Raw genomic sequence first — 26,833 nt, forward strand, 5'->3', positions numbered from 1 at the left:
CCGCTGCGGCCATGTTTGGTGCTAGGCGCACCCTGGCAAAGCTGCTACTCTCGGCACGCTTTGCGCCAGTCCCCATCTCGCGTCAAGGTCAATCATCACAACAAACAACCGCCATTGCGCGCGGTGTAGACAAGCTGTTGCTCAGGAGTAGGCTTCCATGACCGATAACTTCTGGAAGGACAAATACCCTGTCGGAATCGCTGCCGAAATCGATGCCGACCAGTACCCCAACATCCAGGCCGTACTGAAAGAGTCCTGCCAACGCTTTGCCGATAAGCCTGCTTTCAGCAACATGGGCAAGACCCTGACCTACGGCGAGCTGTACCAACTCTCCGGCACCTTCGCCGCCTATCTGCAGAACCACACCGATCTCAAGCCCGGCGACCGTATCGCCGTGCAGCTGCCCAACGTCCTGCAATACCCCGTGGTGGTATTCGGCGCCATGCGCGCCGGCATGATCGTGGTCAACACCAACCCGCTGTACACCGCGCGGGAGATGGAACACCAGTTCAACGACTCCGGCGCCAAGGCCCTCGTCTGCCTGGCCAACATGGCTCACCTGGCCGAAGAAGTGCTGCCCAAGACCGGCATCAAGCACGTCATCGTCACCGAGGTGGGCGACCTGCTGCCGCCGCTCAAGCGCCTGCTGGTCAACACCGTGGTCAAGCACGTGAAGAAGATGGTTCCGGCCTTCAACCTGCCGCAGGCCGTCAAGCTCAACCAGGCCCTGGCCCTCGGCCGTGGCAAGGCGGTCACCGAGGCCAGCCCGAGCAACACCGACATCGCCGTGCTGCAGTACACCGGTGGCACCACCGGCGTGGCCAAGGGCGCCATGCTGACCCACCGCAACCTGGTGGCCAACATGCTGCAGTCCAAGGCGCTGATGGGCTCCAACCTCGGCGAGGGCTGCGAGATCGTCATCTGCCCGCTGCCGCTGTACCACATCTATGCCTTCACCTTCCATTGCATGGCGATGATGCTGACCGGCAACCACAACATCCTCATCACCAACCCGCGCGACCTGTCGGGCACGGTGAAGGAACTGTCGAAGTGGAAGTTCAGCACCTTCGTCGGCCTCAACACCCTGTTCGTCGCCCTGTGCAACAACGAGGACTTCCGTCGCCTGGACCTGTCCAGCCTGAAGCTGACCCTGTCCGGCGGCATGGCCCTGCAACTGGCCACCGCCGAGCGCTGGAGGGAAGTCACCGGCTGCGCCATCTGCGAAGGTTATGGCATGACCGAGACCAGCCCGGTGGTGTCGGTGAACCCCTACCAGAACATCCAGATCGGCACCATCGGCATCCCGGTGCCCTCGACCCAGTGCAAGGTCATCGACGACGACGGCAACGACCTGCCGCTGGGCGAGCGTGGCGAGCTGTGCGTCAAGGGCCCGCAGGTGATGAAGGGCTACTGGCAGCGCCAGGAAGCCACCGACGAGATGCTCTCGGCCGATGGCTGGCTGAAGACCGGCGACATCGCGGTGATCCAGGACGACGGCTACATGCGCATCGTCGATCGCAAGAAGGACATGATCCTGGTGTCCGGCTTCAACGTGTACCCCAACGAGCTGGAAGACGTGCTCGCCACCCTGCCGGGCGTGCTGCAGTGCGCGGCCATCGGCGTGCCGGACGAGAAGTCGGGCGAGGCGATCAAGGTCTTCGTGGTGGTGCGCCCGGGCGAGAGCCTGAGCAAGGAGCAGGTGATGGAGCACATGCGCGCCAACCTCACCGGCTACAAGGTGCCGCGCTCGGTCGAGTTCCGTGACAGCCTGCCGACCACCAACGTCGGCAAGATCCTGCGCCGCGAGCTGCGCGACCAGGAACTGAAGAAGCTGGCCGCCACGGCCTGATCTTCGCGGCCATGAGAAAGCCCCGCCTCGGCGGGGCTTTTTCGTTTCTGTCACGCCGCTCTCGCAGAGGGGCGAGGGGCTACAGCTTGAGCTTGCGGATCGCCTTGCCCAGCTCGTCGGCCAGGCCGACCAGCTCGGCGCTGGTGCTGGCCGAGGCCAGGGTCTGCTGCACCGTCTGCTCGGTGACGTCGCGGATGCCCACCACCGAGCGGGTCATCTCCTCGGCCACCTGGCTCTGCTGCTCGGCAGCCACGGCGATCTGCACGTTGCTGTCGCGCATCTGCGCCACCGCACGGGCGATGTCGCCGAGCGCGCCGCCGGCCGCCTCGGCCTCCTGTACGCAGTGGTCGGCCTTGATCGAGCTCTCGCGCATGAACTCCACGGCGTCGCGGCTGGCCGCCTGCAGGTTGCCGATCATGCGGGTGATCTCGTCGGTGGAGTCCTGCACCCGCTTGGCCAGGTTGCGCACCTCGTCGGCCACCACGGCGAAGCCGCGGCCCATCTCGCCGGCCCGGGCGGCCTCGATGGCGGCGTTGAGCGCCAGCAGGTTGGTCTGCTCGGCGATGCCGTGGATGGTCTCGACCATGCCACCGATGGTGCGGCTGTCCTCGGCCAGCTTCTGGATCATCTCGGCGGTCTGCTGCACGCCCTGCGACAGATTGGCGATGGCCGAGCCGGCGCGCGCCACCACCTGCTGGCCGACGCCGCTGAGGCGGTCGGCCTCGGCCGATTGGTCGCGGGTGTCACCGGCATGGCGGGCGATCTCGTGCACGGTGGCGGACATCTCGTTGATTGCGGTGGCGGCCAGGTCGGTCTCGGCCTGCTGGCCGAGCATGCCGCTGCGCACCTGTTCCATGCTCGCGGCCAGGCGCCTGGCGCCTTCGTCAAGGCTGGCGGCGGCCTGGGCCACGGTGCCGACCACGCGCTGGTAGCCGGCCTGCATGGCGTTGAAGGCACTGGCCATCTGGCCCACTTCGTCGCCGCTGTCGAGTTCGGCGCGGGCGGCCAGGTCGCCGCTGCGCTCCACGTGCAGCATCACGTCCTTGAGCTGGTTGAGATGGCCGAGGATGAAGCGGATCAGCAGCTGCGAGGCGCCCAGCAACAGCAGCATCAGCACGGCCACGGCGATGGCGTAGGCGCCGGCGCGCTCGCCGAACACCTGCCACAGGCTCGGCGCGTGCACCGGCAGGGCCAGGCGCTGTCCGTCGGCGCTGTCCAGCACCCAGGCGCCGATCAGCGGCGAGTCGCCCCACAGGCCGTCATGCTCCAGCTCCACCCAGCCGCGAGCAGTGCGCGGCAGGCCCAGCGGCGGCTGCGCCGAGGCGGCGAAACGCTGGGCCTGGCTGGTCGCCGGCAGCTCCGCCAGGGCCGCCAGTTGCACGGCCAGGGCCTGGCCGGCCTGGCGCGCGGTCTCGGCGCGGCCGTGCTGCTCCTGCTGCATGGCGAACAGCACCAGCAGCAGGGTGGTGGCGAAGGCCACCAGGTTGACGGCCCAGAACTTGTATTTCAGAGAGAGATTACGAATCCATGCATCCATGGCGAACTTCTTCAGCGTCTGATGGGATGGCACAAGGCCGCTATCATGCCTGCGACAGTTCGCCCCGGCTTGATCCGGGTCAAGAGAGCCGCCGCTACTCCCTGTAACGGTCCGGATCGGATGATCTTTAGCCCGCCGCCCGCGCCGGGCGCAGCGCCACCAGGGCCACGCCGACCGTGGTGCACAGGGCGGCCAGCAGCATGGAGGCCGAGCCTTGCTCGCCGAGCAGGAAGATCGCCACCGCCGCGCCGGTAATCGCCGTGACCGAGCCGATCTGGCTCAGGTACACCGCGCCGGCCACCTTCTGCAGCACGAAGTAGAGCGCGTACATGCCGGCGAACAGCGCCACCTCGGCGACCAGCCACCAGGCCGCGGCGGCCTGCCCCCAGGCCGGGCGCAGCTCCACGCCGAACAGTCCCAGCGGCAGCAGCAGCAGGGCACCGGCCAGCAGCATGCCAGGGGCCAGTTGCAGCGGGCGTGCGCCTTCCGGCCAGTGGCGCGAGCGGTAGACGTTGCCGATGGCCAGGAACACCGGCATGACCAGCGTCGCCAGTACCCAGAGCAGCGGGCTGTCGCCGCTGCCGAGCTTGCCCAGGGCGAGGATCAGGCTGCCCGCCAGGCCAATCAGGATGCCGAGCAGGCGCAGGCGCTGCAGGCCCTCCATGCGCAGCGCCAGGGCCAGCGCGTAGGTCAGCAGCGGCGGGAAGGCCAGGCACAGCGAGGCGAAACCGGCGCCGACGTGGGGGATGGCGCTGAACAGCAGGGCGTTGGGCAGGCTGATGCTGACCAGCCCGGAAACCAGGTAGTAGCGCAGGTAGGGCCCCCGCAGGCTGGGCGCCTCACCGCGGGCCAGCGCCAGCAGGCAGAGCAGGCCACCGGCGCCGAGCAGGCTCCACAGCAGCAGGGCCACCGGTGGCCAGCCGCTGGCGGCGGCGAGTTTGGCGACGTTGCCGATCAGGCCGAGCAGGCCGCCCACGGCCAGCAGCAGGAACAGGGAAAGCCAGGGGCGCGACATGGCGGTCTCCTCGGGTTAGGATGGCTGCATTCTTGATGATAAGTATCTTGATGGCAAGATAAATGAAGCAGTCCATGCACGACCGTGCGCAAACCGCCGCCGACCAGTGGTGCCAGCAGCGTCCCGACCTCGACCCCTTTCCCATGGCCCTGCTGGGGCGCCTCGGTGAGCTGAGCCAGGTGATCAGCCGCGACTACCTGCTGCCGTTCTTCACTGCCCATGGCCTGCAGCCGGGCGAGTTCGACCTGCTGGCCACCCTGCGCCGCGCCGGCGAGCCCTATGCGCTGATGCCCACCGCGCTGTACGAGGCGGCGATGATCTCCTCCGGCGGCATGACCAGTCGCATCGACCGCCTGGAAAAGGCCGGGCTGATCGAGCGGCGCAAGCACCCGAGTGACCGCCGCGGGGTGCTGGTGGCGCTGACCGCCGCCGGATTCGCCCTGATCGACGGCATCATGGTCGCGCACGTGGCCAACATGCGCCGCCTGCTGGTGGGGCTGGACGAAGCCGAACAGACTCAGCTGTTCGACCTGCTCGGCAAGCTGCTGGCCGGCCTGCCGCCGGCCGGGCGCTGAGCCGCGTGGTTTCACGCCGGGCCGCGCAATCTGCGACAATCGCCGCCCGCCCTCGCCAGACCGCCGCGTTGCAATGACCGACTTCCACACCTTGCAGAAGAACCTCGACCAGGCCATGCAGGCCGACCGCCACCGCCTGCGCCGCCAGCTGCACGAACTGCAGAAGCAGACGCCGCCGGACGAGGCCAAGCTGGCGCAGTGGCTGGAGCGCTTCCAGGCCTCAGTGGCCAAGGTCGAGGCGCGCCAACGCAGCATCCCGAGCATCCGCTACGACGACGCCCTGCCGATCGCCGCCAAGCGCGACGAGATCAAGAAGGCGTTGCAGGAGCACCAGGTGCTGGTGATCGCCGGCGAGACCGGCTCGGGCAAGACCACCCAGCTGCCGAAGATCTGCCTGGAGCTGGGCCGTGGCGTGCACGGCCTGATCGGCCACACCCAGCCGCGCCGCCTGGCCGCGCGCAGCGTGGCGACCCGCGTGGCCGAGGAGATCGGCACCCCGCTGGGCGAGCTGGTCGGCTACCAGGTGCGCTTCGAGGACCATTCCGGCGATGCCAGCCTGATCAAGCTGATGACCGACGGCATCCTGCTGGCCGAGACCCAGCACGACCGCTTCCTGGAAAAGTACGACACCATCATCGTCGACGAGGCGCATGAACGAAGCCTCAATATCGACTTCCTCTTGGGCTATCTCAAAACCCTGCTGCCGCGCCGCCCCGACCTCAAGCTGATCATCACCTCGGCGACCATCGACCTGGAGCGCTTCAGCAAGCACTTCGGCGGGGCCGGCCTTCCGGATGCCCCGATCATCGAGGTTTCCGGCCGCACCTACCCGGTGGACACCTGGTACCGCCCGCTGGCCGCCGAGGTGGACGAGGAGGGCGAGAGCCTGCTCGACGACCTGACCGTCGACCAGGGCATCCTCGCCGCGCTGGACGAGATCGCAGCCTTTGAGAAGGCCGAGGGCAAGCGCCCCGGCGATGTGCTGGTGTTCCTCCCCGGCGAGCGCGAGATTCGTGAGGCCGCGGAGGTGCTGCGCAAGGCCAACCTGCGCCTGACCGAGGTGCTGCCGCTTTATGCACGGCTGACCCCGGCCGAGCAGCAGAAGATCTTCGCGCCGATGGGCGCACGCAAGATAGTGCTGGCCACCAACGTCGCCGAGACTTCGCTGACCGTGCCGGGCATTCGCTATGTGATCGACTCCGGCACCGCGCGTATCAGCCGCTACAGCTACCGCGCCAAGGTGCAGCGCCTGCCCATCGAGGCCATTTCCCAGGCCAGCGCCAACCAGCGCAAGGGCCGTTGCGGCCGGGTCGAGCCGGGCATCTGCATCCGCCTGTACAGCGAGGAGGACTTCCTCGCCCGCCCCGAATTCACCGATCCGGAAATCCTGCGTACCAACCTGGCGGCGGTGATCCTGCAGATGCTGCACCTGCGCCTGGGCAGCATCGAGGATTTCCCCTTTATCGAGCCGCCGGATGGCAAGGCCATCAGCGATGGCTTCACCCTGTTGCAGGAGCTGTCGGCGGTGAATCGCGAGGGCCAGCTCACTCCGTTGGGGCGCCAACTGGCGCGCCTGCCCATCGACCCGCGCCTGGGGCGCATGGTGCTGGAGGCGGCCAAGCTCGGCAGCCTGGACGAGATCCTGATCGTCGCTTCGGCGCTGTCGGTGCAGGACCCGCGCGAGCGGCCGCTGGACCGCCAGCAGGCGGCTGACCAGGCCCATGCGCAGTGGAAGGACGTGGATTCCGACTTCGCCGCGCTGATCAACCTGTGGCGCGGCTTCGAGGAGAAGCGCCAGGAGCTGGGCGCAAACCCCTTGCGCAACTGGTGCAAGAAGAACTTCCTGAATTACCTGCGTCTGCGCGAATGGCGCGACGCCCATCGCCAGCTGGTGCTGATCGCCCGCGAGCTGCAGCTGTCGGCGAGCAAGGCGGAAGGCCGTCGCGAGCGTCCGGTCCAGGGCGAGCAGAAGGCCAAGCCCACCACCGATACCAAGGTCAATGTCATCGTCCGCGAGCAGGCCGAGGCCGGCGAGGCGGCGCAGCGCGCCAAGAGCTACGCCGCCGTGCACAAGGCGATTCTGTCTGGCTTGCTCAGCCAGATCGGCCAGAAGAGCGAGGAGGGCGACTACCTCGGCGCGCGCCAGCGGCGCTTCTGGATTCATCCATCGTCGGTGATCGGCCGCAAGAAGCCGGCCTGGGTGATGACCGCCGAGCTGGTGGAAACCACCAAGCTGTTCGCCCGCATGGTCGCCAAGATCGAGCCGGACTGGATCGAGCCGCTGGCCGCCCACCTGATCAAGAAGAACCACTTCGAGCCGCACTGGGAGAAGCGCCGTGGCCAGGTGGTGGCCTTCGAGCAGGTCACCCTCTACGGCCTGATCGTGGTCGGTCGCCGCCCGGTGCATTTCGGTCCGGTCGATCCGGTTGCGTCCCGCGAGCTGTTTATCCGCGAGGGTCTGGTGCGCGGCGAGATCAACAGCCGCGCCCGTTGCCTGGCGGCCAACCGCGAGCTGCTCGAACGCCTCGACGAACTGGAGGCCAAGGCCCGGCGCCGCGATATCCTCGCCGACGAGGAAACCCTCTACGCCTACTACGAGGCGCGCATCCCGGCGGAGATCCACCAGGCCGCGACCTTCGAGCACTGGTACAAGAGCGAAGGGGCGAAGAATCCGCAGCTCTTGATCATGCGCGAGGAAGACGTGCTGGCGCGCGATGCCAAGGAAGTGACCGCCGCGCAGTACCCGGACATTCTCCAGCTCGGCGAGCTGCAACTGCCGCTGACCTACCACTTCGAGCCCAACCACCCGCGCGACGGCGTGACCCTGCGCGTGCCGGCGCCGCTGCTGCCGCAGCTGCCGGCGGACCGCCTGGAATGGCTGGTGCCGGGGCTGATCGAGGCCAAGGCCATCGCCCTGGTGCGCGGCCTGCCCAAGGCCATCCGCAAGAACTTCGTGCCGGTGCCGGACTTCGTCGGCGCGGCCCTGTCGAAGATCGCCTTCGGCCAGGGCTCGCTGCCCGAGTCGCTCGGTCGCGAGCTGACCCGCATGACCGGTGCCCGCGTGCCGGAAGAGGCCTGGATCGAGGCGGCTGCTCAGCTGGAAAACCACCTGAAGATGAACATCGAGGTGGTCGATGCGCGCGGCAAGTTCCTCGGTGAAGGCCGCGACCTGGCCGAGCTGTGCGCGCGCTTCGCCGAAGCCAGCCAGGCCGCCCTGGCCATCCCGCAGCAGAAGCAGGAACAGAAGCCGGTGGAGGCCAAGGCCTTCGCCCAGGTCGCCGAGAAGACCCAGCAGAAGATCGCCGGCCTATCCATGACCGTGTTCCCTGCCCTGGTGGAAGAGGGTGGGGTGGTCAAGGAAGGGCGCTTCCCGACCCAGGCCGAGGCCGACTTCCAGCACCGCCGCGCCCTGCAGAGGCTGCTGCTGCAACAGCTGGCCGAACCGGCCAAGTACCTGCGCGGCAAGCTGCCGGGCCTCACCGAGCTGGGCCTGCTGTACCGCGAGATGGGCCGCCCCGAGGCGCTGGTCGAGGACATCCTGCTGGCCAGCCTGGACGCCTGCATCCTCGACGGCGAAGCGACGCTGCCGCGCGATGGCGCCGCCCTGGCGCAGCTGGCCGAGCGCAAGCGCGGCGACTGGACCGGCCACGCCGAGCGTATCGCCCGCCTAGTGCTGGAGATCCTCAAGCTCACCCACGGCCTGCACAAGCGCTTCAAGGGCAAGATCGACCTGGCCCAGGCCATGGCGCTCAACGACATCAAGCAGCAGCTGGCCAACCTGGTCTACCCCGGCTTCGTGCGCGAGACGCCCGGCGAGTGGCTGAAGGAAATCCCGCGTTATCTCAAGGCCATCGAACAGCGCTTTGACAAAATCGGCGGGCAGCTGCAGCGCGACCGGGTGTGGACCGGCGAGCTGAGCGCCGCCTGGGAGCAGTACCAGGCGCGCGCTGCCAAGCACGCCCAGGAGGGCAAGCGCGATCCCGAGCTGGTGCTGTATCGCTGGATGCTGGAGGAGTACCGCGTGTCGCTGTTCGCCCAGCAGCTGGGTACCAGGATGGCGGTGTCGGACAAGCGCCTGAGCAAGCAGTGGAGCCAGGTTGAGGCCTGATGGCATTCTGCGCTCATGTCGGCGATGCTTGTGCCGACATAGCGAGCAGCCCATGAGGAGGAGCCGCCGGTGGGGTGGATCGACAGGCTGATGCGGTCGCTGAATCCGTTGCACGGCTTGCCGCATGCGACGTGCGAGGATTTCGCCTGCTGGTACCGCCAGGCCAAGCTGCTGCAGATCCGCTACGTCGCCTTCCTGACCATGGCGCTGTACCTGGTCTACGCCGCCATCGAGCAGAATGTGGCGCGCGACCACCTCGGCTCGCGTCTGCTGGTGCACGGCCTGCTGGTGCCCCTGGCACTGCTCGCTGTGGGCCTGATGAGTTACCGCGAGGCCTGGCACCGGGGCATGCTTGTCACCCTCTGCGTTGCGCCGGTGGGCGCGGTGAGCGCCAACCTGGCGTTCAACCACGGCGGGGCCGACTTTGCCTACTTCGCCCCGGAGATCTACCTCGCCCTGATGTGGACCTTCACCGTCTCCGGGTTGAACCTGCGCCAGGCCACGCTGAGCGCTGGGGCCTCCACCCTGGTGGTGGCCATCGTCACCCTCGACGGGGCGCTGCAACCCGGGCCGCAACGCCTGCACCTGATCTGGGTGCTCGCCTCGCTGTCCTTCGGTCTGCTCTGCGCCTTCATCCTCGAGAAGGCGCACAAGACCATGTTCCTGCACCAGGGCCAGCTGACCCTCAGCGCCAGCCTCGACGGCCTCACAGGGCTGTGGAACCGCGCCCGCATCGACCAGTTCTTCGCCGACGAGATCGCCCGTGCCCGGCGCTATGGCACGCCGTTCTCGGTGATCCTGCTGGACATCGACCACTTCAAGCACGTCAACGATCACCATGGCCATACGGTGGGTGACAGCGTGCTGCGCCAGTTCGCCACGCTGCTGCGCAACAACGTCAGGAGCATCGACAAGGTCGGTCGCCTGGGTGGCGAGGAGTTTCTCGTCATCCTGCCGGAGATCGACGCCGAGCAGGCCCAGGCCGTCGCGCGTACCCTGCAGGAGCGCATCCACCAGTTCGACTTCGACACCGTACTGCGCAAGACCGCCAGCTTCGGCATCACCCATTTCCGTGGCGACGAGAACCCGCAGAGCATGCTGGAGCGCGCCGACCGCGCGCTGTACCGGGCCAAGGCCAACGGCCGCGACCGCATCGAAGTGCTCTGAAGCCTCTTGTCACTGCGCAGGGCTCGACGGCGCGAAGGTGATCGGGCATTTTTGGCCCCCCCCAAGGCATTCCCGCGGACCCGCCATGTTCGAAATCCAGCCCATGAACCCCGAGCACTACCGCCAGCAGACCCGCCGCAGCACCCTGGCGCTGGCGGCCATCTTCCTGGCGCTGGGCATGCTCTGCGCCACCGCCAGCACCCAGCTGCTGGGCACGCCCGGTGGCGACAACTTCAAGTGGAACCTGCTCGGCGTGCTGCTCGGCCTGGCCCTGACCATCGCCCTGGTGCGCCAGCAACTGTGGCAGCGGCCGTTCATGGCGGCGGCGGTGTACGGCTGGCAGCTCAAACGCAGCCTGATGCGCGTCACCAACGTCATGCACCACGTCAAGGCCGGCGTGGCGGCGGGTGACGAGAGCGCCATGAAGCTGCTGCGCTTCTACCACCTGGGCGTGACCCAGATGCACCAGCTGGACGGCAACAGCAGCGACCTCGGCCAGATGGTGTGGGAGATCGATGCCCACCGCGAGGCCATGGCACAGCGCGGGCTGGATATCGAGCAGAAGCGCCTCGATCCGGCCTGGCTGGAGGCGGTCAAGGGCTTCAAGCCCTGAACACGGCGCGCTTTACCGAGGCGTCGACTTTCTCTTAGAGTCGGAGGCTCCCGGCCCCGAGCAGTCCCGCGAGCGCCCCGATGCCTCTGCCCAGCCTCCCCACGCCGCACTGCCGCTGCCTCCTGCTGGGGCTGCTACTCCTCGTGCCGGGCCTGGCCAGGGCCGGTTGCGAAATGTCGCTGCGCTGGGACAACGACCCGCCCTTCAGCATGCAGCTGGCCGATGGCTCCATTGCCGGCATCTCCATCGACAGCGCCCGCGAGGTGCTACAAGGCCTGGGGTGCGAGGTGCGCCTGGTGCGCCTGCCCTGGGCCAGGGCCCTGCGCGATCTGGAGCAGGGGCGCCTCGACGTGCTCACCGGCGCCTTCCGCAAGCCCGAGCGCGAGGTCTACGCACACTTCTCCGGCGTGATCGAGGAACCCTCGCGCAACATCCTGTTCATGCACCGCGAGGCTGCCGCTCGCTGGCCGGTGAGCGAGCTGCTGCAGCTGCGCGATACGCCGTTTCGCCTCGGCGCGCAGATCGACGTGTCCTATGGCCCCGGCTACCAGAAGTTGATCCAGACCCCGGCCTTCCACGAGCGCATGGAGTTCAGCGCCACCCGTCTCAACCTCTGGCGCATGGTCGCCAAGGGGCGCATCGACGGTGTGATCGCCGACGAACATTCCGGCCAACAGGAGCTAGCCGACCTGGGCCTGAGCGAGCTGATCCTGGCGACGCCGGTGGTGGTGTCCAGCGAGGGCGCGGAAACCGCCTTCAGCAAAAAGAGCGTCGCGTCCGAGTTCGTCCAGCGCTATGCCGAGGCGCTGCGCCGGCAGATCGCCGAGGGCCGTTATGCGCAGATTCGCCAGCGCTACCTGCAGCCCTGAGGGCTAGCGGCTGCGGGCGATGTCGCGGATATAGAGCGCCTCCACCTTCTCCCGCGCCCAGGGTGTCTTGCGCAGGAACTTGAGGCTGGATTCGAGGCTGGGTTCGTGGGTGAAGCAGCGGATGGCGATGAGCTGGCCGAGGCGCTCCCAGCCGTGCTTGTCGACCAGGGCCTGGAGGATGGCCTTTAGGGGCAGGCCGTGGAGGGGGTCGTTGCTCATCGGGTTCTTGCTCAGGGCTGGCGGGGAGTTGGAGCGGGGCACTGTAACGCCCCTCTCCCGTTTACGGGAGAGGGGAGGGGGAGAGGGGCTCTAGTTTGTGCCGATACTATTTATCTACTTGCTTACTGCACTGGTTCCGCCCTGCTGGGCGGGTCACTTTTTCCAGTCGCGGAAAAAGTAACCAAAAACGCTTGCCCCCGACATCCGGGTCTCGCTGCGCTCGACTCCCCTCACTCCATCGTTGTTCCAGGGGCACGCGCCGAAGGGCCATCCTTGGCCCATCGGCGCTCTCGCGGCATCCATGCCGCTCAACCCCTTACACAACGATTCCGTTCGGCCTCCTGAAGGGGGCGTTTGGAGTTGCCTGAAAGTTATGCATTCTTCTCCGGATGGTTCCCACGCTCCACGTGGGAACCATCCCGGCGCAATGCACGAAGCGCCGAGATAAACCACCAAGCACCTCGGAGCCCAAGTCCCCGTCAGAAGGCCGAGTGGAGGTGTTGCGCAGGGGGACGCGAGGCAGGACGCCGAGCGAGGAACGAAGGGACAGGGACGTCCCTTCGTGACGGCCCCCGGAGCGGCACCGGAGCGAGGGGAGTTTGGTGGCGTAGCCGCCAAACCCGGATGTCGGGTGCCCTTCTTCTTTGGTTACTTTCTTGTTGGGCAAGCAACAAGAAAGTGACTCGCCGTACAAGGCGAAACCTGGCGTTCCAGCCGAGGAAAGTGTTTCGACCTAGAGCCTGCGCTTCGGATAAAGCGTGGTCTGTCCCCAATTGGTTCTGAGCGCGAGCCAAGATCGTAATCAGAGGTGGAAATGGCCCGCAGCCTCCGGCTGGTAAAGCACTTTCCTGATGGCAATCCGGCAGGTCCGATCAGCAATACGCCAGTCGATGGTGTCCCCTTCCTGATAGCCGAGGATGGCAGCGCCGATGTCGGAACACACGGAATGCTTCCCAGCGTTGGTGTCCGCGTCCTCCGGGTAGACCAAGGCCACTTCGAGCTCTTCTTCGTCCAGCTGCAGCAAGGCCCTGGAGTTCATCGTGACGACGTTGCACGCCACCTGCTGCGGCTTGACGACAATGGCTCGTTCAAGCTCGTGTTCGAGCTCAACAACGGCCGGGCCCTGCTCGAGTGCGATAAGGCTCTCGAGCCTGGATTTGTCGACTTCAGTGATGTAGATCCTGCCGGAGTCGCCAGCGCCACCTTCGCGCAAGAGCTGGAGATAGCGCCCTGCCGTCATGGAAAATGACTTCAATGCAGGCGATTCGCTCTCAAGCAGAAAGCCGCTGCGCAGAAAGGCTTTTAGCGAGCGCACGTTATCCGGGTGGATCTTGGCGATTAGCTTTTCGGCCCGCATGTCGAGAAACGCCAGTTTCATGCCTTCGCGGAGGGTGCTGGTGCCAAGGTTGCGGCCCCATGTGTCGCTGTCTCCGATTACAAGGACGATTTCGCACTGTGCGCCGGTCTTGATCAGGCGGACAAAGCCCACCGGAGCGTCATGCCGGTCGTAGGCCATGAAGAATCGGCCGCCGCGGTTGAACAGATGAGTCAGGATCGGTAGCTGAGTACGATCGATGGCTTGCTCGATGAAGCGGGAGGTATGACGCGAATCGCTCAGGTAGCAGGTGACGCGCTCATCTTCCAACCAGTCCATCAGCTTCAGCGCGTGTGCCCGAGTAATTTCAGGGCACAGCGAAATGAAAGGCTTGTTCATCTTCACCACAGGTGTCTGTAAAGAATGAAAGCCCTTCATGGCTACGGCCATGACGGTTCTTTCGGCAGCCCGCCATCTTAAGACATAACGCGGGTAATGCCGAATGGGCTGGGAAGTTCGGGGAGGCTAACGCTCTGCCGAACCTGAACTCGCAGGAGGCTCAAGCATCCCGTTTACATCGGTGCCCCTCACTGCTACATCGCTGTCATTCCGACCTCACCGAATGTCTTATCGATCACGAATCATCGTTGTCATGACGACTTGTTATTTCATCAAGTCATTGAAATTAAATAGAAAAATACCTGGCACGAAAGCTGATTAACTCCAGGCGCAATGCCCAAAACAGGAGTACTCAGATGAAACACCTTGCCTTGCTTGCTTTCACAACCGGCCTATTGGCCATGCAAACCCTCCAGGCCGCCGAGGTGGTGGCGGAGCGGGAAGAAAACGCGGTCGGCACCGGTTTCGGTGGCCTGACCGGGCTGATGGTCGGTGCCGCCGCCGGCGGGCCGGTCGGCGCCGTGGTGGGGGCGGCGCTGGGGGGCTGGTCCGGGGCGCAGGTGCAGCGCGCCAGCGGGCAGAGCGGCACCGCCTACATCGTGCGCGACGAGGCGGGCGAGGAGCGTTGGGTGCGCTCGCCGCACCGGCGCTTCGAGCGTGGCCAGCAAGTCGACTTGCGCCAGGGCCGGCTCTATCCCCACTGATCCTGACGGCGCTCCGGGCCGGGCCCGGGGCGCGCCCCTTCTTCTCGGCTTTCGAGGTAATGATGAACAACGAATTCGAGCAACGCCTGGCGGTGGTGACCGGCGCCAGTTCCGGTATCGGCCTGGCCGTGTGCGAGCAGCTGCTGGAGCGCGGCGCGCGGGTGCTGGCGATGTCGCGCCGCCTGGGTGGGCTGGCGCCGCTGCTGCAGCGCTATCCCGAGCGGCTGTACTGGCATGAGGGCGACGTGACCCGCGCGGCCTCGCTGCAGGGCCTGGCGGCGCGCGTCGCCGAGCTGGGCACGGTGCATTACCTGGTGCCCAACGCCGGTATCGCCCAGCTGGCGGCGGGCAGCGATCTGCAGGCGTTCGAGGCGCAGTGGCGGGTCAACGGCGCCGGCGCGGTGAACACCTTCTATGCGCTGAAGGCGCAGCTGGCCGAGCCGGCGTCGGTGGTGTTCATCAGCACCTTCCTGCGCCAGCTGGGCTTCGTCGGCCTGGGTGCCTACATCGCCAGCAAGGCGGCGCTATCGGCGCTGGTGCGCAGCCTGGCGCTGGAGCATGCGGGCGAGGCTGTGCGCCTGAACCTGGTGTCGCCGGGGCCGACCGCCACGCCGATCTGGAACAGCCTGGGCCTGCCGGACGAGGCGCTGGCCGGTGTGGCCAGCGAGGTCAATGCGCGCCTGGTGGACGGCGAGTTCCTCAGCGCCGCGGCGGTGGCCGAGGTGGTGCTGTTCCAGCTGTCCCAGGGTGCCCGTGGCGTGTACGGCCAGGACTGGGTGGTGGACAAGGGCTACACCCTGCGCTGAGAGACCGCGGCACGCAGCAGCGTGCCGCCGGCTTCAGGCCTGGCGCAGCAGCAGGCGCACCAGGCGCTGGGTCAGCGGCGCCACCAGCAGCACGGTCGGGAAGGCGAACAGCCAGGCCGTCAGCCAGGCGCCCAGCCAGATCTCGGTGAACTGCGGCACCAGCCCGCTGGCGCGCAGGGTGGCAATGCCCGAGACCAGCAGCGACATCAGCCCGGAGAGGATCAGGGCGAACAGCAGCGGGGCGTACTTGGGCGGGATCATCAGGCGTGCTCCAGGGTGGCGCCGGCGTGCAGGCGCAGCAGGGTGTGGGCGAAGTGCTGGCCGAACAGGCGCGCGGTCTTGATGTCACCGGGGGCGAAGGCGTGGCCGGGCGAGGCCTTGTCCGCCTGTGCCATCAGCCCGGACCAGGAGCCCAGGCGGTTGGCGGCTTCGTCGTAGGGTACGCCCAGGTGCTGTTCGGGCAGGATCGGGTTGCCGACCCAGAGCATGCCGTGCTGCATGCAGAAGGTGAACATCGACAGCAGGGTGGACTGCTTGTCGCCGGCCGGCAGCGCCGACACGGTGAAGCCCGCCGCCAGCCGGCCGCGCAGGCGCTGCTGGCGCCACAGGCCGCCGGTGGCGTCCATCAGCGCCTTGAGCGGTGCCGAGACGCCGCCGAGGTAGGTTGGCGAGCCGAGGATCAGGCCGTCGTAGGCGGGTAGTTCGTCGGGGCGGGCGACCAGCTCCTGGGCTTGCAGCAGGTGGGCGGCGACGCCGCCGACGCCGGTCACGCCCTCGCCGATGCGCTCGGCGATGTGCTGGGTGTGCCCGTGGGCGCTGTGATAGAGGATGGCGACTTGCTTCATGGGATGGCTCCTTGACGGGGTTCAGGGTTGCAGCGCGGCGATCAGGACGGCGCTGAGGTACAGGCCGAGGCCGAACACGCTGTGGGTGGCCAGGCTTTTCAGGCTGTTACGCAGCGGCGTGGGGGTGTTGCGCGAGGCGATGCCGGCGCCCATGGCCGGCTGGATCAGCAGCAGCGGCATGGCGACCGTGGCCAGGCCCAGCGCCAGCGCCGGCAGCGGCGTGGGGCGTGCGGCCCAGCCCGTTCCGGCGAGGGCCAGCAGCAGGGCGGCGAAGACGATGCCGGTGGCGTAGTGGACGAGCCAGCCCAGGGCCAGTTCGCCGCGAACCGGCGTGGCCTTGGCGATGGCGGCGTGGCGTACCCGGCCGCGCGCCAGGTGGCCGACCCAGCGGCCGACGAAGGCGAAGCTCAGGGTCGGTACGCCCAGGCGCTGCAGGAGCAGTAGCCAGGCGTCCATCACCAGGGTGGCGCCGGCACCGATGGCGCTGATGAGCAGGAAGTTGTGCAGTAGCGGGTTCATGGCGGCCTCACTCGGGTTGACCAACAGGGGTTTCGATGTGAGGCTACAAGTTCAAGTGAACTTGAGGTCAAGAGGTGTTCGCATGGATATCGCCGAAGTCGCCAGACGCTCCGGGCTGCCCGCGTCGACGCTGCGCTTCTACGAGGAAAAGGGCCTGGTGCAGGTGCTCAACCGCCAGGGCGAGCGGCGCCGCTTCGGCCCGCAGATTCTCGACCAGCTGGCGCTGATCTCCCTCGGCCAGTCCGCCGGGTTCAGCCTGGAGGAGATCCGCAGCATGCTGACCAGCAATGGCGAGCCGAACATCGACCGCCAGGCGCTACTGGCCAAGGCTGCCGAGATCGATGCCAGCATCAAGCGCCTGCGCGCCATGAGCCGTGGCCTGCGGCATGCCGCCGCCTGCCCGGCGCCGAGCCATGCCGAGTGCCCGACCTTCCAGCGCCTGCTCAAGGACGCCGCCGCCGCGGCGCATGCGCGCAAGACCGGGCGCAAGCAGGGGCGTTGACTCGGAGCGCTGCGCCAGGTCGGGGGGCTCAGTGCTCGGCGCCGGCGCGCTTGAGCAGCTGCTTGCAGCGCTCGGACAGGTGCACCACGCGCAGGTGCTTGCCGGCACGGGCGTAGCGCTCGCGCAGGGTCTTCAGCGCGGCGATGGCGGAGTAGTCGACGAAGCTCAGGTGGCGGCAGTCGAGGGTCACCTGCTGCGGGTCGTCGGCCACCTCGAACAGGTTGAGGAAGGGCGTGGTGCTGGCGAAGAACAGCGTGCCGTGCACGCGGTACAGCTTGCTGCCGTCGGCCTGGACGTCGCTGTCGGCGTACAGCTCGCGGGCGTGGTGCCAGGCGAAGTTCAGCGCGGCGATGACGATGCCGCAGAGCACGGCGGTGGCCAGGTCGGTAAAGACGGTGATGACGGTCACGGCGGCGATCACCAGGGCGTCGCTGAGCGGCACCTTGCCGAGCACGCGCAGCGAGCCCCAGGCGAAGGTCTGCTGCGACACTACGAACATCACCCCGACCAGTGCGGCCAGCGGGATCAGCTCGATCAGCGGGGCCAGGAACAGCACGAACAGCAGGATCATCACCCCGCTGACCACGCCGGACAGGCGGCCGCGGCCACCGGAGCTGAGGTTGATCACGGTCTGCCCGATCATCGCGCAGCCGCCCATGCCGCCGAAGGCGCCGGACACCACATTGGCCGCGCCCAGGGCCACGCACTCGCGGTTGGTGTGGCCGCGGCTCTGGGTGATCTCGTCGGTGAGGTTCAGCGTGAGCAGGGTTTCCAGCAGGCCGACCAAGGCCATCAGCGCCGCATAGGGGGCGATGATGCGCAGGGTCTCCAGGTTCCACGGGATGTCCGGCAGGGCGAACTGCGGCAGGCCGCCGGCGATCTGCGCCATGTCACCGAGGGTGCGGGTGGGCAGGTCGAGCAGGTACACCAGCAGGCCGACGCCGAGTATCGCCACCAGCGCCGGCGGCACCGCACGGGTCAGTTTCGGCAGCAGGTAGACCACCGCCATGGTCAGGGTCACCAGGCCGAGCATCCAGTACAGCGGCGTGCCCTTGAGCCAGCCACCGTCGGCATGGAAGTGCTCCAGCTGCGACAGGGCGATGACGATGGCCAGGCCGTTGACGAAGCCGAGCATCACCGGATGCGGCACCATGCGCACCAGCTTGCCCAGGCGCAGCACGCCGAACAGGATCATCAGCAGGCCGCCGAGCAGCACGGTGGCCAGCAGGTACTGCGCGCCGTGTTGCACCACCAGGGCGACGATGACCACCGCCATCGAGCCGGCGGCGCCGGAGATCATCCCCGGGCGGCCGCCGAACAGCGCGGTGAGGGTACAGATGATGAAGGCGCCGTACAGGCCCATCAGCGGGTTGAGCTGGGCTACCAGGGCGAAGGCGATGCACTCGGGCACCAGGGCGAAGGACGAGGTGAGGCCGGCCAGGATGTCGGCGCGCACACGGGCGATTTTCATGGGCTTTCCTGAAGCAGCCGGCGGCTGCCGGTGCGGTGCTGCGGAGTTGCAAAGGGGGGCGGATGGTACGCAATCACCACTGCAGCGGCCAGCGCCTCAGTACAGACGGTAGCGCGCCAGTTCCTGCGCCGTAAGCACCTTCATGCGGTGCGGCTCGATGGCCTGCATGTCGCTGGCGAGCGTCGGCGCCACACCCATCTCGCGCAGGTAGCCGGCCAGGTTGTGGGGCATGCCGGCCTCGCGGGCGCGGGCCGACTCGCCGGCGGGGAAGTGCGGGCGGTGGATGGCCACGTGGCCGCGCACGTTCTTCTTGCGTCCGGCCGCCAGCAGGTAGACACAGCTGCCCTGGCACACGCCCCGGGCTGGGACCAGGGCGTCGAAGCCGGTCTCGCGCAGCAGGCGACCCATGCGCAGGGCCTCGGCGGTGCTGCCGCCGATGCTGTCGAGCAGCAGGATCTTGCGTGCGAACTTGCCGGGGTGGCCGCGTAGGCCCTTGAACAGGACTTCGTAGTCGCCGGGGGCGATGTCCTCGGAGACCTTGACGATGAGGATGCGGCCGACCGATTTCTGCTCGGCGGCTTCGATTTCGACCCTGGCCAGGCTGGGGCTGGCGCCCAGCGCGGCGGCGCAGAGCAGGGCGAGGCGGAGGAGGGTACGGCTCATGGGGCGACGGCTTCTGGCTGAACGACTGGGCGCAGAAGATACCCGTAGCGCGGCCCTGCGCCTATAGCCCGCCCCGCGCAGCAATGCGCGGGGCGGTCGAGGTCAGGTGCGCGCCGGTATCTGCAGGCCGCGCTGCACCGCCGGGCGGGTTAGGAAGGCGTCGAGCACGCGGGCGACGTTGGCGAAGCGCTCGAACTGCACCAGTTCGCCGGCCTCGTAGAAGCCGACCAGGTTGCGCACCCAGGGGAAGATGGCGATGTCGGCGATGCTGTAGTCGTCGCCCAGCATCCAGTCGCGGTCTTGCAGGTGCTGGTCGAGCACACCGAGCAGGCGCACGGATTCGGCCACGTAGCGGTCACGCGGGCGCTTGTCCTCGTAGTCGCGGCCGGCGAATTTGTGGAAGAAACCGAGCTGGCCGAACATCGGGCCGATGCCGCCCATCTGCCACATCAGCCACTGGATGGCCTGGTAGCGCAGGGCCGGGTCCTGCGGCAGCAACTGGCCGGTTTTCTCGGCCAGGTAGAGGAGGATGGCACCGGACTCGAACAGGGCCAGCGGCGCGCCGTGCGGCCCATTGGGGTCGAGGATGGCGGGAATCTTGTTGTTCGGGTTGAGCGAGAGGAACTCCGCGCTGAGCTGGTCGTTGCTGTCGAAGCTGACCAGGTGCGGCTCGTAGGCCAGGCCGGTCTCCTCCAGCATGATCGAGACCTTGACCCCGTTGGGCGTGGGCAGCGAGTACAGCTGCAGGCGCTCGGGGTGCCGGGCGGGCCACTTGCGGGTGATGGCGAAGGCGGACAGGTCGGTCATGGGGCTTCCTTGGCGGTTGAGAACTCGGGCCATCTCAGCACGGCGCTGTGGCTGCGGGAAAATCGATAGTGGCGTTAGTGGCTATCAGCCGTGGCGATTCTTTCCCCCTGCCGGCGCGCCCGGCGGATGCGCAGCATCACCCCGGCCAGGGTGAGCAGCGCCAGCGGCCCCAGGGTCAGCAGCGCGGTGCGTTCCGACAGCTCCAGGCCGAGGCCGAGCAGGCCCTGGTAAAGCAGCTTGAACAGGCTCAGCAGGTAGTAGCTGATGGCGATGATCGACAGGCCCTCGACCGCCTTCTGGATCCTGATCTGGGTGTCGGCGCGGGCATTGAGGCTGCGCAGGATGGCCGAGTTCTGTTCCTCCACTTCGCCCTGCACCCGCACCTGCAGCAGGTCGCTCAGGTGGGCGACGCCCTGGGCCAGGCGGGTCAGGCGCTGGTCGGTGGCCTGGCAGTAGCGCACCGTGGGCAGGAAGCGCCGCTCGATGAACACGCCCAGGCGCTGGCAGTCCTCGACGTGCTTCTCGCGCAGCTCGGCGATGCGTTCGCCGACCAGTTGCGCGTAGGCGGTGGCGGCGCCGAAACGCTGGCGGGTGCGCGCGCTGCAGTGGACGATGCGCGCCGACAGCCGGGCCAGGTCGGCGGACAGCTCGCGGGCGCCGTCGCGGCCTTCGGCGTTGCGCGCGGACAGGCGATCCAGCTCGCGCTCATGGTCCTTCAGCTCGCGGCTGACCTGCTGCGCCACCGGCAGGGTCAACGAGGCCATCATGCGGTAGGTCTCGATCTCCAGCAGGCGCCGCACCATGCGCCCCAGGCGGTAGGCATTGAGCCGGTGGTTGACCAGCAGCAGGCGGTTGACGCCCTGCTCATCGAGGCGGAAGTCGGACCAGGCGGTGGCGTCGCCGTCGCCCAGGGCGGAGGCGGCCGGGTCCTTGAAGCCGCAGCGGGCCGGGCCGTCGGGCCAGTGGGCGGCGGATTCCACGAGCAGCTGGCTGGCGCTGATCAGGCGTTCACGATGGGGTGCCAGCAGTGGCTCCAGCACCGCCGGCCACTCGCCCCACAGCGGGTCGCCGGCCTGGCGTGGCTGCACCAGGGTGAGGGTGAAGAACTCGCCGTGGCGCTCCCACTTGAGCGTGGCCTGGCCCAGGCGCAGCAGGCCCTGCACGCTGTTGCTGGGCAGGCGCTCTTCGGCCAGCCGTTCGAGCTGGCCGATCAGCACCGAGCAGGCCTCGTCCGGGTCGACGAAGGCCAGGTGGTGGACGTTGGCCGGTTCCTGGAAGTGGATCGAGGGGCGCGAGTGCAGTTCGTTGTGCAGGGTGACGCGCAGTGGATGCATGCTGGTTCTTCTGCCGGATCGGGGAATGGGGCAATGACGCCACCGCGTGACCTTGTGGTCACTGCGACATTTCGCCCCGGCCCGGCCACGGGGGCATGGGCAGCGGCGGCTCGAGCCGGTATGGTGCGGGCTTTACTCACCCGGGTTAGGGAGCTTACCCATGAGCCTGCATGGCACTTACGATCCGCAGAACATCTTCGCCAAGATCATTCGTGGCGAGGCGCCCTGCTACAAGCTGTACGAGGACGAGGACGTGCTCGCCTTCCTCGACCTGTTCCCGCAGTCCTACGGCCACTGCCTGGTGATTCCGAAGAATGCCCCGGCGCGCAACATCCTGGAGATCGACGACGCCAACCTGGCCAAGGTCATGGCCGTGGTGCGCCGGCTGACCCAGGTGGTGGTGGACGAGCTGCAGCCGGCCGGCGTGCAGGTGGCGCAGTTCAATGGCGCCCCGGCCGGGCAGACGGTATTCCACATCCACATGCACATAGTGCCGCGCTACGAGGGCGAGAAACTTGGCGTGCACGCCGCCAAGCAGGCCGATGCGGCCGAGCTGGAGCAGCTGCAGGCGCGGCTGCTGAAGCGGATCAACGGCTGAGGCTACTGCGGCCGCTGCAGGGCTATCTGCGGGCAGCGCGCCTGGCCGTCGCCGGCCTGGCGCTTGATCCATAGTTCGGCCTTGTCGTACCAGCTGCCATTGTCGCTGGCGAGGATGGCGATGGCCTCCTCCTTGCCATTGGCGGCGGCCTTCTCCAGCCACAGGCGGCTCTGCAGCTGGTCCACCGGCATGCCGCGGCCACGGCTGTAGGCCTCACTGAGGCTGAACTGGGCGAACTCGTCGTCGTTCTGCGCTGCCTGGCACAGCCAGTACAGGGCTTTGGCGTCGTTGCTGTCGTAGCGCTCGAGCAGGTGGAACTCGTCCTCGCCCAGGGCCATGTCCGCGTCTGCCGAGCTGCGTGCATCGCTCCAGTACATTTCGCCGAGCAGGTACTGGGCCTGGGAATGGCCCTGCTCGGCGGCCTTCTCCAGCCAGCCCATGGCGGTGAACAGTCCCCGCGCGTCCTGGCGGTCCTGCAGGTACAGGTAACCGAGTTCGGTCTGGGCCAGGGCCAGTCCCTGTTCGGCGGCCTGCTGCAACCAGCGCAGGGTCTGCTCCTGGTCACCGGGCAGCAGCTTGTCGCGGTAGAGCATGGCGATCTCGAAGGCCGCGCGACTGATGCCCTGTTCGGCGGCCTTGGCGTACCAGCGTTCGGCGGCCGGATACTGCTGCCTGGTGTAATACAGGTAGCCGAGGTTGAACTGGGCGCAGGCGTCGCCTGCACCCGCCTGGTCCAGATATTGGAAGATGATACTCGGCTTGTTCTCGATCAATACCTCGCAGCCGGGGGCGACTTCGGCCCGGGCGTAGAGGGACAACAGCAGGGGCAGGCCGGCGAGGGCCCTGAGCAGCGAGGGGAGTGGGCGCATGGGATCCTTCCTTGGATGTGGTCGGCCGCGCGGAGGAATGGCGCAACGGCGCAACGGACCTTAACCAAATGCTCTTGCGCTCGGCAAGCCCGTCGGCGCGGCTGGTGAGCCGCATCGATGGCCGATCGTGCCGCGGCGAAGGAGCCCGGCCTGGGCCGGGCTTTTCTGCGCCTGCGGTGTTCAGCGACCGGCGATGGCCCGCTGGTTGGACAGGTAGATGTTGTCCGGCTGCGGCACCTCGCCGGTCTGCAGGGCGTTGAGCCAGTCATCGGTGCTGAGCACGGCGGCGAAGCCGGTGTGCATGACCACGGTGAACACCCGGTGGATCTCCTCGGCGCTGGCCGAGCCCATGGCGTTGCGGTACGGCGGCGAGCCGGCGGCGTCGTGCAGCAGTTCGACCTTCCAGCCCTCGTGGTGGGCCTGGCGTACGGTGGAGTCGTCGCAGTTGTGGGTCATGTAGCCGATCACGCTGAGGGTGTCGATCTCGTGTTGCTTGAGGTAGGCGGCCAGGTCGGTGCCGGCGAAGGAGCTGGCCATCTGCTTCTGGATGAAGTGGTCACGCGGGCGCTCCGCCACCAGCGGGTGCAGCTCGGCGTTGTGGCTTCCGGTGGCGAAGATCGGCGCGCTTTCCGGCAGCAGGTGCTGGATGACGATCACCGGGATGCCGGCGGCGCTGGCGGCGTCCATGGCGCGGCCGATATTGGCCATCGACTGCTCGATGGGCGGGTACTCGATGCGCAGGTTGCCGGTGACGTATTCGTTCTGCACATCGATGACGATCAGGGCGCGTTTCGCTTGCTGGCTCATGGCGGGTTCCTCTGGTTTGGCGGTGTGGTGGTCGATGGGCAGATTGTTCGCCCGTCGCGCCTGTTGCCGTAAGTGGCCCTGAAGCCAGCTTGCGCTAAGATCGGGCCAAACCTTCGGATCGGGACAACGCCATGCCTGCCCACCGCATCGCCGTGGTCGCCTTCGACCACATCACGCCGTTCCACCTGTCCGTGCCCTGCCTGGTGTTCGGCGACCTCGGGCCGGGCGCCGAGCTGTACGAGCTGCGCGTGTGCGCCACTGCGCCGGGCGCGCTGCCGACCACCGCCGGCTTCGCCCTGCAGGTCGAACACGGGCTGGAGGCGCTGCAGTGGGCGCAGACGATCATCGTGCCGAGCTGGCACGACCCGGACGAGCGCCCACCGCAGACCCTGCTGGATGCGCTGGTGGCGGCCCATGCACGCGGCGCGCGGCTGGTCGGCCTGTGCCTGGGCGCCTATGTGCTGGCCGAGGCGGGACTGCTCGATGGCCTGCGCGCCACCACCCACTGGGCCTGGGCCAATGACTTCGCCGCGCGCTTCCCGCGGGTGACGGTGGACGCCGACGTGCTCTATCTGGATGACGGCGGCCTGCTGACCTCGGCCGGCACCGCCGCCGGCATCGACTGCTGCCTGCACCTGCTGCGCCAGCAGCACGGCGCCGAGCTCGCCAACCGGGTCGCAAGGCGCCTGGTGGTGCCGCCGCACCGCCAGGGCGGCCAGGCGCAGTTCATCGAGCAGCCGCTGCCGGCTACCTCCCGCGACGATCGCCTGGCCGGCCTGCTGGACTGGGTGCGTGCCCACCTCGACCTGCCGCACAGCCTGGACAGCCTGGCCGAGCGCGCGCTGATGAGCCGGCGCACCTTCACTCGGCACTTCCGCCAGCTCACCGGCATGACGGTGGGAGGCTGGCTGCTGGCCGAGCGCCTGGCCCTGGCCCAGCGCCTGCTGGAGAGCAGTGAGCAGGGCGTGGAGGCGATCGCCGCACTGGCCGGCTTCGGCTCGCCGGTGTCGCTGCGCCATCACTTCGGTCGTGCCTTCGGTGTGTCGCCCAGTGCCTGGCGGCAGACCTTCCAGGGGCACTGATCGGGCTGGACGGGGAGCGCGGCGCTGGGCAAGGATGACGGCTTTTGCCGGAATCGGATCGCCATGCGCCGCCTGCCCTCACTCACCGCCCTGCGCACCTTCGAGGCCGCCGCGCGCCACGCCCATTTCGGTCGTGCGGCCGCCGAGCTGTGCGTCACCGACAGCGCGGTCAGCCACCAGATTCGCCAGCTCGAGGAGCAACTGGGCACGCTTCTGTTTCAGCGCGACGGCCGCCAGGTGCGCCCCACGCCCCAGGCGCGGCGACTGCTGCGCAGCCTGCAGCAGGCCTTCGAGCTGATCGGTGAGGCCTGCGACGAGCTGCGCGACCCCGGCTCGCAGGCGCAGCTGCGCATCGCGGTGACCGTGGAGCTGGCGCAGAAGTGGCTGATCGGGCGCCTGGCGGACTTCGCCGAGCGCCACCCGCAGATCACCCTGCACCTGCACGAGCAGCCGCTGGAGGCGCCGCTGCCGGGCGCCGAGATCGACCTGGCGATCACCTATGGCACCGGCCCGGAGGACGCCAGCGCCTACTTCGTGCGACCGCTGCCGACCCTGCAGTTCTTCCCGGTGTGCAGCCCCGGCCTGTTCAATCAGCTGCCGCTCAAGCACCCGCGTGACCTGGCCCGCCACTGCCTGCTGCACGACGACCAGGACGGCAAGACCTGGACCGCCTGGCTGACCACCCACGCCGGCGACATCCAGCCTGCGCGCCACCTGTACCTCGGCCACGCCGGGCTGACAATGGAGGCCGCCGCGCGCGGCCAGGGCGTGGCCATCGGCGACAACCTGACCAGCGCCGAGGACCTCGCCAGCGGCCGCCTGGTGCGCCCGTTCGCCGCCCAGGTGGCCTCGCTAGGGCAGTATGCGCTGGTCTGCGAACGCCTGCGCCTGGACAAGCCTGCGGTGGCCAGCTTCATCGATTGGTTCACCGATCAGCTTGCTGATCTGTGAATTGAATTCAGCTATCCCGCGATAATGGTCATTGGTCGCGGCCGCTCTGCCGCGGGTACTGTCGAGCCATCCAACAGCCACCGAAGAGTACCTGACAATGGCCCGTACCCTGACCTCCCTGCCCAAGGCCGACGGCTTCCGCCTGCCCGGTGAATTCGAACCCAAGAGCCGCTGCTGGCTCGGCTGGCCGGAGCGCCCGGACGTGTGGCGCAACGGCGGCAAGCCGGCGCAGAAGGTCTGGGTCGAGATCGTCAGCGCCATCGCCAGCAGCGAGCCGGTGACCGTGTGCGCCTCGGCGGCCCAGTACGCCAACGCCCGCCGCCTGCTGCCGGCCCATGTGCGGGTGGTGGAGATGACCTGCAACGACACCTGGTTCCGCGACAGCGGCCCGGCCTTCCTGGTCAACGACGAGAGCGGCGAAGTGCGCGGCGTGGACTTCGAGTTCAACGCCTATGGCGGCCTCGACGGCGGTCTCTACTACCCCTGGGACAAGGACGACCAGATCGCCCAGAAGGTCCTCGAGATCGAGGGCTTCGACCGTTACCGCGCGCCCTTTATCGCCGAGATGGGCGGCATCCAGAGCGACGGCCAGCGCACCCTGCTGACCACCGAGCAGTGCCTGCTCAACCGCAACCGCAACGCCCACCTGGGCAAGGACGAGATGACTCGCCGCCTGCAGGACTACCTGGGCGCCGAGCAGGTGATCTGGCTGCCGCGCGGCTGCAAGTTCGATGAAACCGACGGGCATATCGACGACCTGGCCTGCTTCGTCCGCCCCGGCGTGGTGGTGATGCAGTGGACCGATGACCGCAGCGACCCGCAGTGGGAGATCTACCAGGAGGCCTACGACATCCTGCGCAGCACCCGCGATGCTCAGGGCCGCGAGCTGGAGATTCACAAGCTGCCGCAGCCGCGCGTACTGGAGTGGACGGCCGAGGAGGCCGAAGGCCTGGACCAGGACGACGCCACCCACACCCGTCAGGCCGGCACCCGGATCTGCGCGTCCTACATCAACTACTACGCCGGCAACTCGGCCATCGTCGTACCGCTGTTCAACGATCCCAACGACCGCATTGCCCAGGCGACCCTGGCCGAGCTGTTCCCCAAGCACCGCATCCTCGGCATCGAGAACTCGCGGGAGATCCTCCTCGGTGGCGGCAACGTCGCCTGCATCACCTCGCCGCAATACGCCGCGCCCAAGCGCTAGGA

At 67.8% G+C, this 26,833-nt stretch carries 26 protein-coding genes; 13 read left to right on the top strand and 13 right to left on the bottom strand.

Annotated features, from left to right (window positions below):
* The first annotated feature begins 157 nt into the window (after positions 1-157).
* Positions 158-1,849: a long-chain-fatty-acid--CoA ligase FadD1 gene (gene fadD1, locus DMO17_RS07085; RefSeq protein WP_110681792.1), complete on the top strand. Its 1,692-nt coding sequence runs from the start codon at positions 158-160 to the stop codon at positions 1,847-1,849.
* A 79-nt stretch (positions 1,850-1,928) separates the two neighbouring features.
* Here fadD1 and DMO17_RS20195 read toward each other — a convergent pair whose 3' ends face one another.
* Positions 1,929-3,386 (bottom strand): methyl-accepting chemotaxis protein, encoded by a 1,458-nt coding sequence (locus DMO17_RS20195; protein ID WP_110681793.1) that lies wholly within the window; start codon positions 3,384-3,386, stop codon positions 1,929-1,931.
* A 127-nt stretch (positions 3,387-3,513) separates the two neighbouring features.
* Positions 3,514-4,401 (bottom strand): DMT family transporter, encoded by an 888-nt coding sequence (locus DMO17_RS07095; RefSeq protein WP_110681794.1) that lies wholly within the window; start codon positions 4,399-4,401, stop codon positions 3,514-3,516.
* A gap of 74 nt (positions 4,402-4,475) precedes the next feature.
* Between DMO17_RS07095 and DMO17_RS07100 the strand changes: the two genes are divergently transcribed.
* The 5 genes from DMO17_RS07100 to DMO17_RS07120 all read left to right on the top strand — a co-directional run bounded on the left by DMO17_RS07100 (position 4,476) and on the right by DMO17_RS07120 (position 11,733).
* A complete protein-coding gene (locus DMO17_RS07100; protein ID WP_110681795.1) occupies positions 4,476-4,976 on the top strand; it encodes a MarR family winged helix-turn-helix transcriptional regulator in 501 nt (166 codons plus the stop codon).
* Positions 4,977-5,049: 73 nt separating this feature from the next.
* Entirely contained in the window at positions 5,050-9,084 is a 4,035-nt protein-coding gene (gene hrpA, locus DMO17_RS07105; protein ID WP_110681796.1) for an ATP-dependent RNA helicase HrpA, read from the top strand.
* Between the two features lie 90 nt (positions 9,085-9,174).
* Positions 9,175-10,251 (top strand): GGDEF domain-containing protein, encoded by a 1,077-nt coding sequence (locus DMO17_RS07110; protein ID WP_110681797.1) that lies wholly within the window; start codon positions 9,175-9,177, stop codon positions 10,249-10,251.
* Between the two features lie 85 nt (positions 10,252-10,336).
* The gene (locus DMO17_RS07115; protein WP_110681798.1) at positions 10,337-10,864 is read left to right on the top strand and encodes a DUF3087 family protein; all 528 of its coding nucleotides are present in this window, start codon (positions 10,337-10,339) and stop codon (positions 10,862-10,864) included.
* A 173-nt stretch (positions 10,865-11,037) separates the two neighbouring features.
* Positions 11,038-11,733, top strand: a complete 696-nt coding sequence (locus DMO17_RS07120; RefSeq protein ID WP_258371494.1) for a substrate-binding periplasmic protein — start codon at positions 11,038-11,040, stop codon at positions 11,731-11,733.
* A gap of 3 nt (positions 11,734-11,736) precedes the next feature.
* Here the strand turns inward: DMO17_RS07120 and DMO17_RS07125 are convergent, their stop codons facing one another.
* Positions 11,737-11,952: a VF530 family protein gene (locus DMO17_RS07125; RefSeq protein ID WP_110681800.1), complete on the bottom strand. Its 216-nt coding sequence runs from the start codon at positions 11,950-11,952 to the stop codon at positions 11,737-11,739.
* 802 nt (positions 11,953-12,754) lie between these two features.
* Positions 12,755-13,717, bottom strand: coding sequence for a bifunctional GNAT family N-acetyltransferase/nucleoside diphosphate kinase regulator (locus tag DMO17_RS07135; protein ID WP_110681802.1), 963 nt, complete (start codon positions 13,715-13,717; stop codon positions 12,755-12,757).
* 350 nt (positions 13,718-14,067) lie between these two features.
* Here DMO17_RS07135 and DMO17_RS07140 point away from each other — a divergent pair, with 350 nt between their 5' ends.
* Positions 14,068-14,370 carry a hypothetical protein gene (locus DMO17_RS07140; RefSeq protein WP_258371495.1) on the top strand — a complete coding sequence of 101 codons (303 nt, stop codon included), beginning with the start codon at positions 14,068-14,070 and terminating at the stop codon, positions 14,368-14,370.
* A 62-nt stretch (positions 14,371-14,432) separates the two neighbouring features.
* Positions 14,433-15,176, top strand: a complete 744-nt coding sequence (locus tag DMO17_RS07145; protein WP_110681804.1) for an SDR family NAD(P)-dependent oxidoreductase — start codon at positions 14,433-14,435, stop codon at positions 15,174-15,176.
* A gap of 33 nt (positions 15,177-15,209) precedes the next feature.
* On the opposite strand, the gene DMO17_RS07150 is transcribed toward DMO17_RS07145, so the two are convergent.
* From DMO17_RS07150 to DMO17_RS07160, 3 genes are read right to left on the bottom strand one after another with little or no spacing between them, the layout of a single operon-like run.
* Positions 15,210-15,437: a DUF2798 domain-containing protein gene (locus tag DMO17_RS07150; RefSeq protein WP_110681805.1), complete on the bottom strand. Its 228-nt coding sequence runs from the start codon at positions 15,435-15,437 to the stop codon at positions 15,210-15,212.
* On the bottom strand, positions 15,437-16,021 hold the full coding sequence (locus DMO17_RS07155; RefSeq protein WP_110681806.1) for a flavodoxin family protein: 585 nt from the start codon (positions 16,019-16,021) through the stop codon (positions 15,437-15,439). The genes DMO17_RS07150 and DMO17_RS07155 overlap by 1 nt, the downstream gene beginning before the upstream one ends.
* Positions 16,022-16,042: 21 nt before the next feature.
* Positions 16,043-16,540, bottom strand: coding sequence for a DUF2938 domain-containing protein (locus tag DMO17_RS07160; RefSeq protein ID WP_110681807.1), 498 nt, complete (start codon positions 16,538-16,540; stop codon positions 16,043-16,045).
* Positions 16,541-16,622: 82 nt separating this feature from the next.
* Here DMO17_RS07160 and DMO17_RS07165 point away from each other — a divergent pair, with 82 nt between their 5' ends.
* Positions 16,623-17,042 carry a helix-turn-helix domain-containing protein gene (locus DMO17_RS07165; protein WP_110681808.1) on the top strand — a complete coding sequence of 140 codons (420 nt, stop codon included), beginning with the start codon at positions 16,623-16,625 and terminating at the stop codon, positions 17,040-17,042.
* A gap of 28 nt (positions 17,043-17,070) precedes the next feature.
* Here the strand turns inward: DMO17_RS07165 and DMO17_RS07170 are convergent, their stop codons facing one another.
* The 4 genes from DMO17_RS07170 to DMO17_RS07185 form a co-directional block, all read right to left on the bottom strand.
* Positions 17,071-18,513, bottom strand: coding sequence for a SulP family inorganic anion transporter (locus tag DMO17_RS07170; RefSeq protein WP_110681809.1), 1,443 nt, complete (start codon positions 18,511-18,513; stop codon positions 17,071-17,073).
* 96 nt (positions 18,514-18,609) lie between these two features.
* Entirely contained in the window at positions 18,610-19,176 is a 567-nt protein-coding gene (locus DMO17_RS07175; protein WP_110681810.1) for a COG3904 family protein, read from the bottom strand.
* Positions 19,177-19,278: 102 nt separating this feature from the next.
* Entirely contained in the window at positions 19,279-19,983 is a 705-nt protein-coding gene (locus tag DMO17_RS07180; protein WP_110681811.1) for a glutathione S-transferase N-terminal domain-containing protein, read from the bottom strand.
* Between the two features lie 74 nt (positions 19,984-20,057).
* Entirely contained in the window at positions 20,058-21,317 is a 1,260-nt protein-coding gene (locus tag DMO17_RS07185) for a DUF3422 domain-containing protein (RefSeq protein ID WP_110681812.1), read from the bottom strand.
* Positions 21,318-21,477: 160 nt separating this feature from the next.
* Here DMO17_RS07185 and DMO17_RS07190 point away from each other — a divergent pair, with 160 nt between their 5' ends.
* Complete coding sequence (locus tag DMO17_RS07190) at positions 21,478-21,915, top strand: HIT family protein (protein WP_110681813.1); 438 nt, start codon at positions 21,478-21,480, stop codon at positions 21,913-21,915.
* A gap of 2 nt (positions 21,916-21,917) precedes the next feature.
* On the opposite strand, the gene DMO17_RS07195 is transcribed toward DMO17_RS07190, so the two are convergent.
* Complete coding sequence (locus DMO17_RS07195; protein ID WP_110681814.1) at positions 21,918-22,784, bottom strand: tetratricopeptide repeat protein; 867 nt, start codon at positions 22,782-22,784, stop codon at positions 21,918-21,920.
* A 180-nt stretch (positions 22,785-22,964) separates the two neighbouring features.
* Positions 22,965-23,591 carry a cysteine hydrolase family protein gene (locus DMO17_RS07200; RefSeq protein WP_110681815.1) on the bottom strand — a complete coding sequence of 209 codons (627 nt, stop codon included), beginning with the start codon at positions 23,589-23,591 and terminating at the stop codon, positions 22,965-22,967.
* A 131-nt stretch (positions 23,592-23,722) separates the two neighbouring features.
* Between DMO17_RS07200 and DMO17_RS07205 the strand changes: the two genes are divergently transcribed.
* The 3 genes from DMO17_RS07205 (at position 23,723) to aguA (ending at position 26,831) form a co-directional block, all read left to right on the top strand.
* A complete protein-coding gene (locus tag DMO17_RS07205; RefSeq protein ID WP_110681816.1) occupies positions 23,723-24,673 on the top strand; it encodes a GlxA family transcriptional regulator in 951 nt (316 codons plus the stop codon).
* A gap of 63 nt (positions 24,674-24,736) precedes the next feature.
* Positions 24,737-25,624, top strand: a complete 888-nt coding sequence (locus tag DMO17_RS07210; RefSeq protein WP_110681817.1) for a LysR substrate-binding domain-containing protein — start codon at positions 24,737-24,739, stop codon at positions 25,622-25,624.
* Between the two features lie 97 nt (positions 25,625-25,721).
* Positions 25,722-26,831, top strand: coding sequence for an agmatine deiminase (gene aguA, locus DMO17_RS07215; RefSeq protein WP_110681818.1), 1,110 nt, complete (start codon positions 25,722-25,724; stop codon positions 26,829-26,831).
* Positions 26,832-26,833: the final 2 nt, after the last annotated feature.

It is taken from the genome of Aquipseudomonas alcaligenes, assembly GCF_003205495.1.
Classification (GTDB): Bacteria; Pseudomonadota; Gammaproteobacteria; order Pseudomonadales; family Pseudomonadaceae; genus Aquipseudomonas; species Aquipseudomonas alcaligenes_B.